The sequence below is a fragment of the Actinokineospora terrae genome, assembly GCF_900111175.1.
GTDB lineage: Bacteria > Actinomycetota > Actinomycetes > Mycobacteriales > Pseudonocardiaceae > Actinokineospora > Actinokineospora terrae.
Genome location: NZ_FOGI01000003.1, coordinates 67,177 through 84,600, shown reverse-complemented (window position 1 = coordinate 84,600; position 17,424 = coordinate 67,177). Strand labels below are relative to the sequence as shown.

The 17,424-nt window shown below is 70.5% G+C and carries 15 protein-coding genes; 13 read left to right on the top strand and 2 right to left on the bottom strand.

What is annotated here, in order from left to right:
- Nucleotides 1-73 precede the first annotated feature (73 nt).
- From qcrC to BMY07_RS06425, 4 genes are all read left to right on the top strand, one after another.
- Nucleotides 74-871, top strand: a complete 798-nt coding sequence (gene qcrC, locus BMY07_RS06440; protein ID WP_092775552.1) for a cytochrome bc1 complex diheme cytochrome c subunit — start codon at nucleotides 74-76, stop codon at nucleotides 869-871.
- A complete protein-coding gene (qcrA, locus tag BMY07_RS06435) occupies nucleotides 868-2,001 on the top strand; it encodes a cytochrome bc1 complex Rieske iron-sulfur subunit (RefSeq protein ID WP_092775551.1) in 1,134 nt (377 codons plus the stop codon). Before qcrC ends, qcrA begins: the two co-directional genes overlap by 4 nt.
- Nucleotides 1,998-3,650 carry a cytochrome bc1 complex cytochrome b subunit gene (gene qcrB / locus BMY07_RS06430; RefSeq protein WP_092775550.1) on the top strand — a complete coding sequence of 551 codons (1,653 nt, stop codon included), beginning with the start codon at nucleotides 1,998-2,000 and terminating at the stop codon, nucleotides 3,648-3,650. The genes qcrA and qcrB overlap by 4 nt, the downstream gene beginning before the upstream one ends.
- 106 nt (nucleotides 3,651-3,756) lie before the next feature.
- Nucleotides 3,757-4,674: a serine hydrolase gene (locus tag BMY07_RS06425; protein WP_245782239.1), complete on the top strand. Its 918-nt coding sequence runs from the start codon at nucleotides 3,757-3,759 to the stop codon at nucleotides 4,672-4,674.
- Nucleotides 4,675-4,679: 5 nt separating this feature from the next.
- Here BMY07_RS06425 and BMY07_RS06420 read toward each other — a convergent pair whose 3' ends face one another.
- On the bottom strand, nucleotides 4,680-4,958 hold the full coding sequence (locus tag BMY07_RS06420) for an Lrp/AsnC family transcriptional regulator (RefSeq protein ID WP_092775549.1): 279 nt from the start codon (nucleotides 4,956-4,958) through the stop codon (nucleotides 4,680-4,682).
- A 95-nt stretch (nucleotides 4,959-5,053) separates the two neighbouring features.
- On the opposite strand from BMY07_RS06420, the gene BMY07_RS06415 reads away from it, so the two are divergent.
- The 9 genes from BMY07_RS06415 to BMY07_RS06375 all read left to right on the top strand — a co-directional run bounded on the left by BMY07_RS06415 (nucleotide 5,054) and on the right by BMY07_RS06375 (nucleotide 15,597).
- Complete coding sequence (locus tag BMY07_RS06415) at nucleotides 5,054-5,482, top strand: YbaB/EbfC family nucleoid-associated protein (protein ID WP_092775548.1); 429 nt, start codon at nucleotides 5,054-5,056, stop codon at nucleotides 5,480-5,482.
- 42 nt (nucleotides 5,483-5,524) lie between these two features.
- Nucleotides 5,525-7,243 carry a DEDD exonuclease domain-containing protein gene (locus BMY07_RS06410; RefSeq protein WP_092775547.1) on the top strand — a complete coding sequence of 573 codons (1,719 nt, stop codon included), beginning with the start codon at nucleotides 5,525-5,527 and terminating at the stop codon, nucleotides 7,241-7,243.
- A 19-nt stretch (nucleotides 7,244-7,262) separates the two neighbouring features.
- Entirely contained in the window at nucleotides 7,263-7,922 is a 660-nt protein-coding gene (locus tag BMY07_RS06405) for a hypothetical protein (protein ID WP_092775546.1), read from the top strand.
- A gap of 71 nt (nucleotides 7,923-7,993) precedes the next feature.
- Entirely contained in the window at nucleotides 7,994-9,346 is a 1,353-nt protein-coding gene (locus BMY07_RS06400) for an NYN domain-containing protein (RefSeq protein WP_092775545.1), read from the top strand.
- Between the two features lie 5 nt (nucleotides 9,347-9,351).
- On the top strand, nucleotides 9,352-11,136 hold the full coding sequence (locus tag BMY07_RS06395) for a D-alanyl-D-alanine carboxypeptidase family protein (RefSeq protein WP_092775544.1): 1,785 nt from the start codon (nucleotides 9,352-9,354) through the stop codon (nucleotides 11,134-11,136).
- Between the two features lie 128 nt (nucleotides 11,137-11,264).
- Nucleotides 11,265-11,450 (top strand): hypothetical protein, encoded by a 186-nt coding sequence (locus tag BMY07_RS06390; protein WP_092775543.1) that lies wholly within the window; start codon nucleotides 11,265-11,267, stop codon nucleotides 11,448-11,450.
- 458 nt (nucleotides 11,451-11,908) lie between these two features.
- Nucleotides 11,909-12,964, top strand: coding sequence for a C40 family peptidase (locus BMY07_RS34805; protein ID WP_218150616.1), 1,056 nt, complete (start codon nucleotides 11,909-11,911; stop codon nucleotides 12,962-12,964).
- Nucleotides 12,965-13,073: 109 nt separating this feature from the next.
- Nucleotides 13,074-14,429, top strand: coding sequence for a peptidase MA family metallohydrolase (locus BMY07_RS06380; RefSeq protein WP_245782238.1), 1,356 nt, complete (start codon nucleotides 13,074-13,076; stop codon nucleotides 14,427-14,429).
- Nucleotides 14,430-14,448: 19 nt separating this feature from the next.
- Entirely contained in the window at nucleotides 14,449-15,597 is a 1,149-nt protein-coding gene (locus tag BMY07_RS06375; protein WP_092775542.1) for a glycosyltransferase family 4 protein, read from the top strand.
- Nucleotides 15,598-15,638: 41 nt separating this feature from the next.
- Here the strand turns inward: BMY07_RS06375 and BMY07_RS06370 are convergent.
- Nucleotides 15,639-17,424 (bottom strand): HEAT repeat domain-containing protein (locus tag BMY07_RS06370; protein ID WP_177215474.1); only part of this gene is annotated, 1,786 nt, incomplete at its 5' end.

Here is a 17,424-nt window from a genome sequence, read left to right as displayed (position 1 = left end):
CAGGTCCCGCAGCCGTCAAGCCCGCCACCACCAGCACCACCGGGCCCGAACCGACAGCAAGGGTTGCCGCTCTATGAACAAGAAACTGCCGCGCCGCGGCAAGCTCCGCAGGCGCGTGGCCGGTCTGCTTGCGCTGGGTTTCGCGCTGATGTCGGTCGGCGTCCTGTACTCCGCGTTCGCGCCGGAGCCGCCGGTGGCCCGCGCCGAGGGCGACCCGGCCCTGGTGCGCGAGGGCGAGCAGATCTACAACACGACCTGCATCAGCTGCCACGGCGCCAACCTGGAGGGCGTGGCCGACCGCGGCCCCAGCCTGGTCGGCGTCGGCGAGGCGGCCACCTACTTCCAGACCGCGACCGGGCGGATGCCCGCGGTCCGCCAGGAAGCCCAGATCGAGCGCAAGCCACCGAAGCTCGACCCGCACCAGATCGACGCCATCAGCGCGTTCGTCGACTCCAAGGGCGGCGGCACCAAGCTGCCCGAGGAGAGCGGCAAGGCCCTGGTCGGCGACAACCCGGCCCGCGGTGGCGAGCTGTTCCGGCTCAACTGCGCCTCCTGCCACAACTTCACCGGCCGCGGCGGCGCGCTGTCCTCGGGCAAGTACGCGCCCAAGCTGGACGGCGTCACCGAGACCCAGATCTACGCGGCCATGCTGACCGGCCCGCAGAACATGCCGAAGTTCTCCGACCGGCAGCTCACGCCGGAGGAGAAGAAGGACATCGTCGCCTACGTCAAGTCGGTGACCGACGGCAACAACAACCCCGGTGGCAACCCGATCGGTGGTCTCGGGCCGCAGTCCGAGGGTCTGATCGCATTCATCGTGGGGATCGCCGCCCTGGTCGGTGTGACCCTCTGGATTGGGGCTAAAGCATGAGTTCCACCGACCCCCAGCAGCTGCCGACCGAGGAGGAGCTCGCGGGGATGTCCCGCGAGGAGCTGGTCCGACTCGGCGGCAAGCTCGACGGTGTCGAGGTCGTCGAGTACCCGGACCCGTGGCCGGTCAAGGGCACCCGCGCGGAGAAGCGCGCCGAGCGCCTGGTCGCGCTGTGGTTCCTGCTCGCCGCCGTCGGTGGGCTCGCCTTCGCCGGGGTGTTCCTGTTCTGGCCGTCGGCCTACACCGCGCCGGACACCGACGGGTACTTCCTGTACTCGCTCTACACCCCGCTGCTCGGCGCCACCCTCGGCCTGTCGGTCGTCTCGGTCGGCCTGGGCACGCTGCTCTACACGAAGAAGTTCATCCCGCACGAGATCGCCGTGCAGCAGCGCCACGAGGGCAGCTCGTCCGAACTGGACAAGGCCACCCTGCTGGCGCACCTGGCCGACTCGGGCACCCGCAACGGCATCGCCCGCCGCTCGCTGATCAAGCGCACCGCCGGGCTCGGCGCGGGCGCGATGGGCCTCGGCGTGGGCGTCTTCGCCCTCGGCGGCCTGGTCCGCGACCCGTGGGCGCAGACCGACTCGCCCAACTCGCTGTGGCACACCGGCTGGAAGTCCGACAACGGCGAGCGCGTCTTCCTGCGCCGGGCGACCGGTGACCCGGAGGAGGTCGTGCTGGTCAAGCCGTCCGACCTGGACGCGGGCGGCATGGAGACGGTGTTCCCGTTCCGCGAGTCCGAGCGCGAGGACCACGAGGCGCTGTCGAAGGCGCTCAAGCGCTCCGACAACCCGGTCATGATCATCCGGCTGCGCCCCGAGGACGCGGCTAAAGTGGTGAAGCACCAAGGTCAGGAAGATTTCAACTACGGCGACTACTACGCGTACACGAAGATCTGCAGCCACCTCGGCTGCCCCACCTCGCTCTACGAGCAGCGGACCAACCGCATCCTCTGCCCGTGCCACCAGTCGCAGTTCAACGCACTGGAGTACGCCAAGCCCATCTTCGGTCCGGCGACCCGCAAGCTGGCCCAGCTCCCCATCGCGGTCGATGAGGAAACGGGTTACCTTTACGCCAGGAGCGATTTCATCGAGCCGGTTGGGCCCGCCTTCTGGGAGCGCAAGTCATGAGTGCCATCACCTCGCCCACGAAGCCAACCAACGCTGCCCTGCGCGCGGCCGGTGGCGGCGCGAAGTGGGCAGACGAGCGGTTCCACCCGGCCGGTGGCCTGCGCAAGCAGCTGAACAAGGTCTTCCCGACGCACTGGTCGTTCCTGCTCGGCGAGATCGCGCTCTACAGCTTCATCGTGCTGCTGCTGACCGGCACCTACCTGGCGCTGTTCTTCGACCCCTCCATGCAGGAGGTCGTCTACCAGGGGTCGTTCGCCAACCTGCGCGGCCTGGAGATGTCCAGGGCGTACGAGTCCACGCTGATCATCAGCTTCGACGTGCGCGGCGGCCTGTTCGCCCGGCAGATGCACCACTGGGCCGCGCTGCTGTTCATGGCCTCGATCGTCACCCACATGTTCCGGGTGTTCTTCACCGGCGCGTTCCGGCGCCCGCGTGAGGTCAACTGGGTCATCGGCGTGAACCTGTTCCTGCTCGGCGCCACCGAGGGCTTCGCGGGCTACTCGCTGCCCGACGACCTGCTCTCCGGCGCCGGCCTGCGGATCATGTCCGGCCTGCTGCTGTCGATCCCGGTGCTGGGCACCTGGGTGCACTGGCTGCTCTTCGGCAGCGAGTTCCCGGGCGAGGACATCGTGCCCCGGCTCTACACGGTGCACATCCTGCTGCTGCCGGGCATCCTGCTCGCGCTCATCGGCATCCACCTGGCGCTGGTCTGGTACCAGAAGCACACCCAGTTCCCCGGTGTGCGGCGCAAGGAGACCAACGTCGTTGGCGTGCGCATCATGCCGGTGTTCGCGGTCAAGGGCGGCGCGTTCATGGCCGTCGTCGTCGGCGTCACCGCGGCGCTGGGCGGTCTCTTCCAGATCAACCCGATCTGGAACTTCGGACCGTTCAACGCCTCGCACATCTCGGCGGGCACGGTGCCCGACTGGTACATGGGCTGGACCGACGGCCTGATCCGGCTGTGGCCCGCGTGGGAGATCTACCTCGGGAACTACACGATCCCGGCGGCGTTCTTCCCGTTCATGCTGGGCCTGCCGCTGCTCGGCGGCATCGCGACGGTGTACCCGTGGATCGAGCGCAAGTTCACCAAGGACTACGCGCACCACAACCTGCTGCAGCGGCCCCGCGACGTCCCGGTCCGCACCAGCCTCGGCGTCATGGCGATCACCTACTTCATGGTGTCGCTGCTCTCGGCGGCCAACGACGTGCTGGCGGAGAAGTTCTTCATCTCGCTCAACGCCACCACCTGGATGGGCCGCATCGGGCTGCTGGTGCTGCCGCCGATCGCGTACTTCCTCACCTACCGCATCTGCCTCGGGTTGCAGCGCTCGGACCGCGAGGTGCTCGAGCACGGTGTGGAGACCGGCATCATCAAGCGGCTCCCGCACGGCGAGTTCATCGAGATCCACCAGCCGCTCGGCCCGGTGGACGACCACGGCCACCCGATCCCGCTGGAGTACCAGGGCGCGGCGGTGCCGAAGAAGATGAACAAGCTCGGCTCCGCCGGTGCCCCGGTCGTCGGCTCCTGGCTCACGCCGGACCCGGCCGAGGAGACCGCGGCGCTGGCTCGGGCCAGGGCGGCCCAGCACGGCGAGCAGACGGCGCTGGAGGCCGGTTCGTCGGCCGAGGACCCGTCGAAGAAGCACTGATCTGACTGCTCGTGTGGGGCGGCACCCGGTCGGGTGTCGCCCCACACGCGTTCGTGGCCTGGACTTTCCCTGCCGCACGTCGAGGATTCGCGATAGCCTCGCTGCCGTGATCGAGCGGGTGTTACGCGCAGTGACGGTGGCTGTCGTGGGGCTGTTGCTCGCCGGGTGCGGTGCCGACACGGTCGCGGTCTCCGCCGGGGAAGCCCCGCACCACGCCGTGGCGCCGTCGTCCGCTCCGTCCGGCTCGCCACCCGGAGCGTCGCCTGAGGGGTGCCCGCTGCCGCAGTCGGGGTTCGACTGCGACTTCCAGCGCCGTTTCGCCGCCGCCCAGGCCTACGCGGCCGGTCGGCCGGGCACGGTGGGCATCGTCGTCCGCGACCGCCAGACCGGCGCGGTGTGGCGCAACGACCACGCCGGGGACATGACCTGGACGGCGTCCACGATCAAGCTGGCGATGGTGGTCGACCTGCTGCGCCGCGACCGGGAACGCACGATCCGGCTGTCCGCGCACGACCGCGAGCAGATGACCTCGATGCTCCACCGGTCCGACGACGACGCCGCGACCGCGCTGTGGACCAAGTACGGCGGATCCGACCACACGGCGTTCAACCGGTCGTTCCCCCGCTACGGGATGACCTCGTTGCAGCCCCAGCGCGGGTACAGCAAGGTCTTCCCGTACTGGGGCTTCCAGAAGTGCACCGCCGACGACCTGGACCGCCTGATCAACTACGTGCTGGGGGAGCTGCCCGCCGCCGACCGGGGGTTCGTCCTGGACCAGATGCGGCAGGTCGCGCCCAACCAGCAGTGGGGGGTGTGGGGGGCGGGGGCCGCCGCGCACCCGGGCAACAAGGACGGGTGGTCGGAGGAGGACGGCGGGTGGGTGATGAACACCGTGGGCTTCGTGGGCCCGGGTGAGCGGTACACGCTGGCCATCATGAACAATCTGGCAGGCCGCGGCGGGTACGACGAGGGCCGCCAGACCGACACCGAGATCGCCCGGGTGATCTTCGAGGGGCGCTTCTAGTCGGTTTAGTCGTCGCCGAGGTCGAAGGCGGCCTGGGTGTCGTGGCTGGAGAAGGACCGGTAGGCGATGTGCGTCGCGGTGTCCAGGACGCCGGGGATCTTGCTGATGTGGCCGGGGATGAGCCGCGCCAGGTCCTCGTGGTCGGGCACCCGCAGGATCGCCACCAGGTCGATGTCGCCCGCGCAGGAGTAGACCTCCGCCACACCGTCGACGTCCGCGATGGCCTGGGCGGTCTCGGCGATGGCGTCGGTGGCGGCGCTGATCAGCACGATCGCGGTGATCATGGTCCGGGGCCCCTCTCGCGGGTGTGCTCGACCCGGCCAGCCTAGAGCAGCGGGCCGCTACGCTCGTGCCCGCGAGCCGAGGGAGAGGACACGGGGTGCAGACACCGGACGAGTGGCTGGCCGACTTCGAGGCCAAGGTCGCCGACCTGCAGCAGAAGGCCACCGACTTCAAACAGGCCGTCGAGTCGTCGGCCACCACCAAGACCTCCGCCGACGGCACCATCGCGGTCACCGTCGCCCCCAACGGAGCCCTCACCAACCTCACCCTCACCGACGTCGCCCTCGGCACCACCGGCAAGGCCCTGGCCGGGCAGATCATGGCCCTGGTCGTATCCGCCCGCCAATCCGCCGCCGACTCCGTAGCTGGCGCTTTCGTCCCCCTCGGCGGCGCCGCCGACATCGTCCAGCACATCGAGCCCCCTGCCGAGGCTGGTGCAGAACCTGCTCCCCGCAAACGCCCGGTCGCGGACGACGAGGACTTCTCGGAGTCGACCCCGGTCTACAAGGACAACGACAGCTGGTGACCGCCGGGGAAGTGTCGGTGGGGTGATCTAGCTTCGGGTGTGATGAGCACGACGACGAGCACCCGCGCGCAGTTGGCCTTCGACGAGCTGGGGACCCCGTTGCGGGAGACGACGTTCGTCGTGTTCGACCTGGAGACCACCGGGGGGAGTGCGGAGCAGGACGCGATCACCGAGTTCGGTGCGGTGAAGGTGCGCGGCGGTGAGGTGATCGGGGAGTTCGCGACGCTGGTCGACCCGGGGCGGGGGATTCCGCCGGAGATCGTGCAGCTCACCGGGATCACGAACGCCATGGTGTACGCGGCGCCGCGGGTGGATGAGGTGTTGCCCGCGTTCCTGGAGTTCGCGGCGGGGTCGGTGCTGGTCGCGCACAACGCCGGGTTCGACGTCGGGTTCGTGAAGGCGGCCTGCCAGCGGTTGGGGTACGCGTGGCCGAAACCTGCCGTGGTGTGCACGGTGCGGCTGGGCAGGCGGGTGCTGAGCCGCGAGGAGGCGCCCAGCTGCAAGCTCTCCGCGCTGGCCCAGCTGTTCCGCGCCACGACGACGCCGATCCACCGCGCGCTCGCCGACGCCCGTGCCACCGTCGACGTGCTGCACGGTCTGCTGGAGCGGGTCGGGTCGCTGGGCGTGCAGTCGCTGGAGGAGCTGCTCGACTACATCCCCGAGGTGACGGCCGCGCAGCGCCGCAAGCGGACCCTCGCCGAGCACGTGCCCACCGAGCCGGGCGTGTACCTGTTCCGCGGCCCGTCCGACGAGGTCCTCTACGTCGGCACCGCGACCGACCTGCGCCGCCGCGTCCGCCAGTACTTCACCGCCAGCGAGACCCGGCGGCGCCTGCGCGAGATGGTCGCCCTCGCCGAGCGGGTCGACACGATCACCTGCGCGCACCCGCTGGAAGCCGAGGTCCGCGAGCTGCGGCTGCTGTCGGCGCACAAGCCCGCGTACAACCGCAGGTCCAAGAACCCCCGCCACGGCTGGTGGGTTGTCCTGACAGACGAACCGTTCCCCCGGTTGTCCCTGGTCCGCAAGCCCCGCGACGGCGCCCTCGGGCCGTTCCGCGCGCGTGGGCACGCCGAGGAGGCCATGGCCGCGTTGCAGGAAGCGACTGGCATCCGACCGTGCTCGCTGCGGATCGCGGTCGGCGGCGGCGAGGCGGCCCCGTGCGCGCTGGCCGAGCTGGGCCGCTGCGGAGCGCCGTGCGTGGGACGCCAAACACCCGCCGCGTACGCCCCCGCGGTCGACGCCGCCGTGTCGCTCGTGGCAGGCCGTGACCTGGCCCCCTTGAACCGGCTGCACTTAAGGCTGACTGACCTGTCGTCCAGTCAGCGCTACGAACAGGCAGGCGCGGACCGCGACCGGATGCGCTCACTGATCCGCGCCCTCGACCGCGGCCAACGCCTCAGCGCCCTCGCCCAGGTCCCCGAACTCGTCGCGGCCCGTCCGGACGGTAGCGGCGGCTGGGAGTTCGCCGTCGTCCGCCACGGCCGACTCGCCTCGGCCGGGGTCGCCCGCCGGGGTGTGCCGCCGATGCCGGTGGTGGCCGCGCTGGTCGCCGCCGCGGAGACCGTCATCCCCGAGCCGGGCCCGCTGTTCGGCGCCCCGGCGGACGAGGTCGGCGTCGTCCTGCGCTGGCTCGACAAGCCCGGCACCCGGATGGTCCAGTGCTCCCACCCCTGGTCGGAGCCCGCCCACGCCGCCGCGAGCTGGCGCCCCTGGCTCGACCGCGCCGACCGGGCCCGCGCCTCCACGCTGCCCCGCGACTAGCACCTGCCAGACTCGCGCCGTGTCCGAAAAGTCGAGTCTCACCTTCGTCGGCATCCACCTCGGCCTGCTGGTGATCGCCACCGTGATCGTGCTGCTGACGCAGAGGCGGGGTCGGCGCTACCTCACCGGCCTCGACGCGGACGGGGTCGCCGCGTTGGCCGGGCACTTTCCCGACCTCGCCGTCATCCGCGCGACGGTCCTGGGCGACATCGAGCTGCACCCGGACGGCACGGTGACCCGGCTGCGCGACCACGCCGGGCGGGCACCCGGCGGTGGGACTCGGGAGTCCCCGTCTCCCGAGGTCGACCTGGAGCCCCCGGCGCGGGACTGGCTCCTCACCGCGCGGATCCGGGTGACCGCGTTGCTGGGGGTGCTGACCCTGGCCGGTGCCGTGTTCGTCGTGCTGCTGCTGGCTTCCGGCGCCTCCGTGGTCACCGGCGCCGTCGTGGTTATCCCTACCGTCGCCGCCTGGCTCTGGCTGCACGGTCGGGTCGGCGCCGCCGCGCTTAAGGAGCTCCAGCGTCAGGTACCCACTACGGCCCAGTTGGGGCCATCCGCCACGGATAGCGACTTCCTCCCGATCGCCCTCTATGGCCCACGCGCGTGGGACGACGAACGCGCCGCGTACTTGCTCGCGCCTACCCGCCGTGGCGAGGAATCGACACTGGTGGAGGACTGACCAGCGCGTGGTCCACCCGCCCCGGCGCGGTTCCTCGCTGCGGGTTCGCGGCGCAGGGCTAGCCTTAAGGGATGGCACTGTCCTCGCTGCCCGAACCCCCCGCGGGGTCGGAGTCGTCCACATCGGACGATCCGGGTCCCGTCGTGGAGTGGTCAGGGCTGCCGGACCCGGTTCGCGGGCGGCTCGCCGAGCTGGCGGCGGAGGCGGTCGGGGCGTTGCCGAAGGTCGACGTGCCGCAGCAGTTGCGGGCGGTGGCGCGGTTCGCGCCTGCCAAGCGGGCGCGGCTGGGCGGGTCGGCGATCATCGCCTGCCTGCGGGACGTGCCCGGGTTCCGCACCGCCGTCGTGCAGTGGTGCCGCGACCACAAGCCCGCCGCGCTCGACCTCGGCGGAGATGACCCGGTGACGGTCGCGGCCGCAGCGGTGCTGCTCGGCGAGGAAACCGCGGTGCACTACCTGGAACTGGTGTCGCGGCGGGCGTCGGACTCGTCGCTGCGCGCGGAACGGGACGCCGCGGTGAACCGGTTGCGCAAGGTCGAGGCCGAGTTGGAGCGGGTCAAGACCGAGCTGGCGTCCTCTAGCGGTGCCGCTGACAGCGTCCGCGCCGAGGGTGAGGTCGAGCTCGAGCGGTTGCGTAAGCGGCTGCGGGAACAGGGCGCCCGGCTGCGTGCCGCGAAGGATGCCGCCGCCGCCGCTGAAGCCGCCGCTGAGACGATCCGGGCCGAGGCGAACGCCGAGCTGGCCGTGTTGACCGAGCAGCGCGACCGCGACCGTGAACGCGCCGAGAACGAACGGGCCCGCGCCGCCCGCGCCGAGGCCGACGCCGAGATCGCCCGTCAGTCCGCCCGCGAGGCCAGGCAGGCCGACGAGGTCCGGCTGGCTCTCTTGGTCGACACGCTGGACGGCGCCGTCACCGGCTTGCGCCGCGAACTCGCCCTAGGTGGCGGCGGGCCCCGCCCCGCCGACTTGGTGCGTGGGGCGACGGCAGCCCAAGGAGTCGTGGGACGGGTAGAGGATCCGGCAGCGCTAGAGCGGCTGTTGGCACTACCTGCCGTGCACGTGGTCGTCGACGGCTACAACGTCACCAAGACCGGTTATGCCGAGCTGTCTCTAGCCGACCAACGCGACCGCCTCATCCGCCAACTCGCGTCCCTCGCTGCCCGCACCTCCGCCGAGGTCACCCTCGTCTTCGACGGCGCGGGCGTCGTCGCCGTCCCGGTCACCGCCCCCCGCGGCGTCCGCGTCCTGTTCAGCGACCCCGGCGTCCTCGCCGACGACGTCATCAAGGCCCTGGTCACCGCGGAACCCGAAGGCAGGCCAGTGGTCGTCGTCACCTCCGACCGAGCCGTAGCCGACGCGGTCCGCAGACGCGGCGCACACCCCGTGCCCTCCGCCGTCCTGCTCGCCAGGCTCGGCCGCGTGTAACCCCCATGCGCTCGGCCCTCGCCCTCGGCGCGGCAGTGCTGCTACTGGCAGCCCTGCCGAACCACCCGGCACCCGCGCAGTCCCGACTCGAGGCCGGATCCGAGCGCGCGCAGGCCGACCCGCCGCAGGTTGAGGCTGGGGTGGCGCCTGGCACGGTGCCTCCTGATACGCGGCCGGGTGAGGCGTTTGCCGACCCCAAGGTGGCGGCGTTGCAGCGGACCGCGACTGATGTTCAGCGGGAGCTCGCGACCCTCTCCCAGCTCGCGCACACCGCCCAGGACGAGTTGGACGAGGCGAGTGCGCAGGTCACCGGGGCCACCACGCGCCGGGCGGAGGCTGATCGGGCCGTGGCTGAGCAGCAGGCCGAGGTCGACGCCTATACCTCCGCGCTCTACTCCACTCTCGGTAAGCCGGATGCCGTGCGGGTTCTGCTCACCGCTGGCAGTCCGGATGACTTCCTGGCCGGGAATTCCCTGGTCGGGCGTCTGCGGGCGGATCTTGACGCCAGGCTCGGGGCTGCCGTCGACCGGCAGCGAGCGGCTGCGAAAGCCGAGATTGGCGCTCTCGGTGCGCAGCGGACGGCCAGTGAGCGCAGGGCGGAGTTGGACCGGCGCAGTGCCGACGCCTCTAACCGCGCTGCGGCGGTGTCGTCCGAGTTGCGCGGGAAGCTCGCGGACACCGACGCCGCCGTAGTCGCGTTGCAGAAGGCGCAGCTGGAACGGAACACCACTACGGCCGCCAACTGGAAGGCCTACACCGACCGGCTCGCGGCAGCGAAGGTCGTACTACCGAAGGCCGTGGACCTGCGCGATCCCGACCGTCTACCTGCCGGGCTGCTTCCGCTCGTTGGCACTAACGGTGCTCGTCAGCCCGGTGTGGCGCAGGTCGTCGTGGGTGGCGATCGGCTGTTGGTGCTGCCTGAGGAGACGCAGAAGGCGGTCACGCTAGCTATTGGCGCGCTCGGGAAGCCCTATGTGCCGGGTGTCGGCGGAGAGGGCCCGACCGCGTACTCCTGTGACGGGCTCGTCCGCGCGGCATATGCGTCGAGTGGCATACCCCTGCCCGGCACCGTAGGCGAGCAGTACGGCGTTCTGGCACCGGTCACCGACCCCAGGCCCGGAGACGTCGTCTTCATCGGGCCCGCGCGGCTGGGTGCGCAGAGCGTCGGGATCGTCCTGGACGAGAAGTCGATGCTCGTGGCCGACGCCAGGTTGGCCGGTGTGGTCGTGGCAGACCTACCTGGGGCCGACACCGTCCTGGGCTTCGGCAGGCCTTCCCTAGCGCTCCGAGACCCCCAAGCGGCACCCAAGGCCACTGACGGTGGGCTCACCTGGCGCTGTGGCGGCGTGCAGCTCCCGGCCCGGTCCGCAGGGGAGGCCGCCAGCGCCTGGGGTGGCTATCCGAACGGTCTTATCCCGCTCACGGCCCTCTGTCCGATCGGCGTCGGTAGTCACGCCCTGCGCTGCGACGCCGCTCAGGGCTACCAGGCGATGTCGGCGGCCTTCGGAACCGCGTTCGGCCGCCCACTATGCGTCACAGACTCCTACCGGGCTTACGCCGCGCAAGTGCAGCTCTACGCGGTCAAGCCCGCTTTGGCCGCCGTTCCCGGAACCAGCAACCACGGATGGGGACTGGCCGTCGACCTCTGCGGCGGCGTGCAGACCGCGGGCTCGGCCGAATACGCCTGGATGATCGCCAACGCCCCGGCGTTCGGCTGGTCGAACCCGCTTTGGGCCCGCCGGGGCGGCGGCCGGGAAGAACCCTGGCACTGGGAGTACGTGGCGGCCTGAGTCGCCATTGATCGACTCGTTCGGGGTAACTTCTCGAACAGGTGAGCGAAATTGTCGGTGCCCTCTCCTAATGTCGTCCTTGATCGACGGCACCGATCGACGGCTGGGGTATCGGAAGGGGATGGACCATGGTCATCGACTGCGACACCTGCGAGGTCCGCGGCGACGCGTGCAAGGAATGCGTGGTCACCGCCCTGCTCGGCGCGCCGCCCACGGTCGACCTCGACGAGCGCGAGTGCGCCGCCATCGACGCGCTGGCCAGCGCGGGCATGGTGCACCGGCTGCGGCTGATCCCGATCGAGAAGTCCGCCTGATGGACCCGACACGCCCGGGGTGAATCCGGCTCGCGGTGAGTGGTCGCTTCGCGCGCCGAGCGGTTTGGGCGATCTGCCACCTGCGGGTGAACTGCACTGTTGTCGTCATCACAGACGGCAGTCGGTACTGCTCCGTTGGTGTTTTCCGCCGGCTGGCAAACCTTTTTCGCCCTCGCCGGTGGACGCGTGGGCTTACTTTTCGTAACCTGTCCGAGATCTCGCGGCCCGCAGCCACCACCCCGAGGTGGCGACGCGAGATCGCCGCCGAATCGGCCCCCTCCCCGGGCTGAACCGGATTCCCCCACGGTGGGGCTGTCCTCGATCGGGCGCGTTGTGGCCGAGCTGTTGTGGCCCTGCCGCATGCGCCGACCCGGTCGGGTGGTCCCCGGTGCCTGGGCGCACCGGGTGATCGTGATCGGCCCCGTCGGCGGTGCGACAGACGAAGGAGTACGCGCGACGTGTCGTCGCATCGACTCAAACGTGCCAAGCGCGGTGCCCTGACGGTCACGGCCGTCATCGCCGTGGTCGCGTTCTCGCCGTCCCCAGCCTTCGCCCAGCCCCCCGCGCCGCCGACCACCGCGAGCGAGGCGCTGGCGAAGTACCAGGAGCTCAACAAGCAGACCGAGAAGGTCAACGAGGACCTGCTCAAGGCCAAGACCGACCTGCAGGCCAAGCAGGTCGAGTTCGACAAGGCCACCAACGACGTCGCGCTCGCCGCGGCCAACGAGAAGCAGGCGCTGGCGCTGGAGGAGCAGTTCCGCGGCCAGGTCGACCTGCTGGCCAACGCCTCCTTCCAGGGCGCCAGGTTCAACAAGATCTCCGCGCTGCTGACCGGGTCGTCCGCCGACGACTTCCTCGAGCGGGCCTCCGCGCTCAACGTGCTCGCCGAGGACAACCAGGAAGCGCTGTCGAAGTACACGACGGCGGTCACCACCGCGGCCGACTCGCGCAAGCTCGCCGAGGACGGTCAGCGCAGGGCCGCCGAGGCCAAGGCCGCCGCGGAGAAGCTCGCCGTGGACGTGACCAAGACCCGCGACGACCTCGAGGCGCAGAAGAAGGTCGTCCAGGAGGCCTACTCCAAGCTCTCCTCCAAGGAGAAGACCGACCTGCAGGGCCCCAAGGACGACGGCGTCTACCTCGCCCCGGCCGGTGCCGCCGGTCGGGCCATGGAGGTCGCCCTCGCCCAGCGCGGCAAGCCCTACGTGTGGGGTGCCGAGGGCCCGAGCAGCTTCGACTGCTCCGGCCTGGTGCTCTACGCCTACGCCGCGGCCGGGGTCAGCCTCCCGCACTCCAGCCGCGCCCAGTACGGGTACGGCAAGGCGGTCTCGCGCAGCGAGCTGCAGCCCGGTGACCTGCTGTTCTACGGCAGCAGCGCGGGCTCGATCCACCACGTCGCGATGTACATCGGCGGCGGCAGGATCGTGCACGCCTCGACCTCGGGTGTCCCGGTGAAGACCGACACCGTCGAGGGCGGCGGCCGCGACTACTTCGGTGCCCGGCGCATCGTCGGCTGAGTCGACTCCGGCGGACCCGGGCCCCTGGTGGGGTCCGGGTCCGTTCGTTTTCCCGCCTGAGCCCCGCCGCGTGGTCGCCTCGCGGGGCCCGCGGCCCTAGGATTTGCCGGTGGCCACCAGGGCGAGGGCGAGAGCGTGGTTGAGCGCCGCGGTCGCCGCGTTGACCCTCGCCGGGCTCACCGTGGCGAGCCTGCCGCACGCCCCCGTCGAGCAGCCCGGCCAGGTCGGGCAGGCACAGCCGATGGGCGCCCTCCCGCCGCCGAGCGAGTCCGAGCAGACCGCGGCCGTCGAGCGCGCCACCGCCGTCGACGACCTGCTGCACCGCCGCGCCACCGCCGTGGTCAACCGGGACGAGGCCGCGTTCACCGCCACCCTCGACCCCCGGGCCGACCCGGCGTTCCTCACCGAGCAGCGCGCGCTGTTCGCCAACCTCGCCGACATCCCGCTCGACACCTGGTCCTACCTGCTCAGACCCGACGACACGCTGGACCTGACCACGCTGTCCGCGCCCGCCGCCGACCCGTCGGCCGAGCTGTGGGCGCCCGCGGTGGAGCTGCGCTACGGGCTGCGCGGCATCGACCAGATCCCCACCACCCGGCCGATGGGGTTCCTGTTCGCCAAGCGCGCGGGCACCTGGTACCTGCGGTCCGACTCGGCGCTGACGGACCTGGGGCGGCGCAGTTGGCGCGGGCCGTGGGACTTCGGGCCTTGTGTGGTTACCCCTACCGAGCACGGGCTGGTGGTGGCGCACCGGGGGAGTCAACCGATGGTTGACCGTCTTGTGCGTGAGCTGGACTCTTCGGTTGCCGCGGTCAGTCAGGTGTGGGGGGACAACTGGCCTAAGAAGGTGGCGTTGATCCTGCCGGACAGCCCGGTGGAGATGCGTGCCCTGGTCGGGCCGGACTTCCCGGTCGAGTCCGTGGTGGCGGTAGCTATCGCAGACAGGGTCGACACCGCTCGTCATACCGCTACCGGGCAGCGGGTCGTGTTGAGCCCGACCGGCGCTAGAGCCCTGTCGGTGGCGTCGCTGCGGGTAGTCCTAAAACACGAGATCACCCACGTCGCCGCGCGCGCCGAGACCGTCGACGGGTCCCCGATGTGGCTGCTGGAGGGCTTCGCGGACTACGTCGGGTACCGCGACAGCGGGATAACCCTCGCCCAAGGTGCCCCTGACCTGGCCAAACGCGTCCGCGACTCGGGTCCGCCCGCCGCGCTGCCCGAGGACCGCGACTTCCGCGCCCGCGACCGCAGCCTGGACCTGGCGTACCAGCAGGCCTGGTCCATCGCCCGCTTCCTCGCCGACCGCTACGGCGAACCCCGCCTGGTCGACCTGTACCGCGAACTCGCGGGCGCGGGCCCCATCTCCGCCAGCGACACCGACGACCTGCTCCGCCGCGTCATCGGCGTGGACCGCGCGGGCCTGCTCAAGCAGTGGCAGTCCTACCTGCGCGCGACCCTGCGCTGACCGCCGCTAGGTTGGACGGGTGCGCAAGACCCTCCTGGTCACCAATGACTTCCCCCCGCGACCGGGGGGCATCCAGTCGTACCTCCACTCCTTCGCCAAGTGGCTCCCCGGCCAGGAGCTGGTCGTCTACGCCCCGGCCTGGGACGGCGCGGAGACCTTCGACGCGGCCCAGCCGTTCACGGTGGTCCGCCACCCGGGCAAGCTCATGCTGCCCACCCCCGCGGTAGCCCGCCGAGCCCGCGAGATCCTCCGCGCGGAAGGCTGCGACTCGGCCTGGTTCGGCGCGGCAGCCCCCCTGGCGCTGCTCGCCCCGGTACTCCGCAAGGCAGGCGCCCGCCGGATCGTCGCCAGCACCCACGGCCACGAGGTCGGCTGGTCAATGCTGCCCGCGGCGCGGCAGTCCTTGCGGCGCATCGGTTCCACGACCGACGTGGTGACCTACGTGAGCGGGTACACACGGTCTCGATTCGCGGCGGCCTTTGGTCCACAGGCGGCCTTGGAGCTACTTCCGTCCGGTGTGGACACTGAGCTCTACCGCCCCGATGCTGGTGCCAGGTCGGCGATTCGTGCACGGCACGGCCTAGGTGATCGTCCGGTGATCGTGTGCGTCTCCCGGCTGATGCCTCGCAAGGGCCAGGATGTGCTGATCCGGGCACTACCGGCCATCCGCTCGCGAATCCAGGACGCGGTGCTGCTGTTGGTGGGCGGGGGGCCTTATCGGTCGAGGCTGGAGAGTTTGGCCGCGGCGGCAGGGGTTTCCTCGCACGTGGTGTTCACGGGGGCTGTGCCCTGGGAAGAACTCCCCGCACACTACGCAGCCGGGGACGTCTTCGCGATGCCATGCCGGACGCACGGCAAGGGCCTGGACGTCGAGGCGCTGGGAATCGTCTTCCTGGAGGCGGCTGCTACTGGACTGCCCGTGATCGTGGGGGATTCCGGCGGGGCACCGGAGACGGTGCAGGACGGGAAGACCGGACACGTGGTCGACGGACGCGCCGTGGCGGACATCGCCGCTCGGATCGTCGAACTGCTGGGGGATCCGTCACGCGCCGCGGAAATGGGCGCCGCAGGCCGGAAGTGGATGGAAAAGGACTGGACCTGGACAGCCCGAGCCGCCCGCCTACGCCACCTCCTGGACGGCGAAACCGTCTATCGCTTCGGCGCCTGACGGTCCTGTGTGGACGGTAGAACTCGCTCGGCGGTACCAGGTCAGCCGTCCGAGCGGCGGAATGCCGCCGCCACGTCCAGTGCGACCCGAGCCGCCCGCAGCGCGGCCTTGGTCTGCTTGTCCTCCTTGTTCATGCCCATCTCCTCGTCACCGAGGTCGCTCACGCACTTGAGCACCGCCCCGCCCACGAACTCCCTTGCCTTGAACGCCTCCCAGACAGCGTGCATCACCCCGTGCGCCTCGGTCTCCACCCCGCCCATGTCGGCGGACAGGCCGACCAACTGCGCGCGCAACTCGGACTCCCGCCAGGCGACCACCTTCTCGCCGCTGGCGAAGTCCTTCACCACCAACCGCGCACCTCCCAGCGAGGCGTCGAGCCTGCCCCGGGTGTGCAGCCAGTTGACGAGCCGCAGAACCTGCTCATCGGTCCGGTACACCTGCGGCCGGAGACCACCACCCTCCGGCCGCACCTTCTCCGGGCCGTAGTCGAACACCTCCCGGGCGAACAGCACATCGCCCAGTGCCACACCGTGCTCGTCGAACCCGCCGCACACTCCGATGAGGAACACCAGATCAGGCCGGAACGCCGACAACAGATCCCGCGTGACCGCCGCCGCTGATGGGCCGCCCTGGTCGGTGGCTTGTGTGGTGGCCACGCGAACAGGGGCTTGACCGGTGGAAGACAACTCGAAGACGTCGTAGTACCGCCCGTCGCGCTGCACCCCGACGGTGGCGATACCGCGCTCGTCGAGCACCTGGAACAGGGCCTTGGTCTCCACCGGCACAGCCGTGAGCAGGGCGACGTGGCACTTGTCGTCGATTTCCGGCGCGGTCACTTCGAACCTCGACTTCCGTTGTTCGCGGAACCCCATGAGCACTGCCTCGGGGTTGCTGGCGAATGACTCGACCTCGGCCCGCACCTGCTTGCGCTCAGCCAAGTCCTGTTGCGACTCGGCCAACGCCTTGTCGAGGTACGGGTTGTCCGTTCTGCGGTCGCCGATGAGCTCGACGAGGCGGGTGAACACCCTTTCTGCGACAGGCAAGGGGAGCAAGCGCAGATGTCCCAGTGGGGGGTTGATCGTCGACTTGTGAGTGTCCTTCTGTGCGAGCAAGTGGGCAACGCTGGGGAGCAACGACTCTGTGTAGGCCGGGTGATCTGCGGCAGCACGCACGACGGCCTTTGCCGCTGTGCCGCACACACCCCGGTCGGTGTCTCTCGGCCGCTTGTCCGATCGCGGGCGCTCGGGTGCGATCGTGAACTTGATCAGATCCGGGTCGGCGCGACCAGCCCTGGCCAGCCCTTCGAGAGCGGTCGTGCGGTTCATCGGGTCCGGGTCCCTGTAGATCACTCCGACCAGCCAGGCCTTGGTCTCGGGCGTGATCTCCTTGCGGGCCAACAGGTTGACGAGAGCGCCGCGCAGAGCCCTTCCCTGGCGGTCGCTGGGGGAGAAGTTGAGTTGGTCGGCCACCTCCGTGACCCACGCCTCGTCCCCGGTGTCCATGTGCAGGAGGGAACCCACGGCGGCGCGTCGGGTGAGCAACGACTCCTCGGGATTGCCGATGGTGGTTCGAAGGACCTCCGCCGTGTGGACGTCGCCGATTCGACCGAGTGCGGTAGCTGCCGAGCCCCGGACGACGGAGTCGGTGTCTTGTGTGAGTGTGGTGGTGAGTGCGGGTACCGCGAGTGTGCTGCCGATTCGTCCGAGTGCGTTGGCCGCTGAGCCCCGGGTGTAGCTGTCGGTGTCTTGTGTGAGGGCTGTGGTGAGTGCGGGTATGGCGAGTGTGTCGCCGATGAGGCCGAGTGCGTTGGCGGCTGAGCCCCGGACG

Coding starts and splice junctions, on each gene's coding strand:
- qcrC (WP_092775552.1), top strand. CDS start 74: ATGAACAAGAAACTGCCGCGCCGCGGCAAGCTCCGCAGGCGCGTGGCC.
- qcrA (WP_092775551.1), top strand. CDS start 868: ATGAGTTCCACCGACCCCCAGCAGCTGCCGACCGAGGAGGAGCTCGCG.
- qcrB (WP_092775550.1), top strand. CDS start 1,998: ATGAGTGCCATCACCTCGCCCACGAAGCCAACCAACGCTGCCCTGCGC.
- BMY07_RS06420 (WP_092775549.1), bottom strand. CDS start 4,958: ATGATCACCGCGATCGTGCTGATCAGCGCCGCCACCGACGCCATCGCC.
- BMY07_RS06410 (WP_092775547.1), top strand. CDS start 5,525: ATGAGCACGACGACGAGCACCCGCGCGCAGTTGGCCTTCGACGAGCTG.
- BMY07_RS06400 (WP_092775545.1), top strand. CDS start 7,994: ATGGCACTGTCCTCGCTGCCCGAACCCCCCGCGGGGTCGGAGTCGTCC.
- BMY07_RS06395 (WP_092775544.1), top strand. CDS start 9,352: ATGCGCTCGGCCCTCGCCCTCGGCGCGGCAGTGCTGCTACTGGCAGCC.
- BMY07_RS06390 (WP_092775543.1), top strand. CDS start 11,265: ATGGTCATCGACTGCGACACCTGCGAGGTCCGCGGCGACGCGTGCAAG.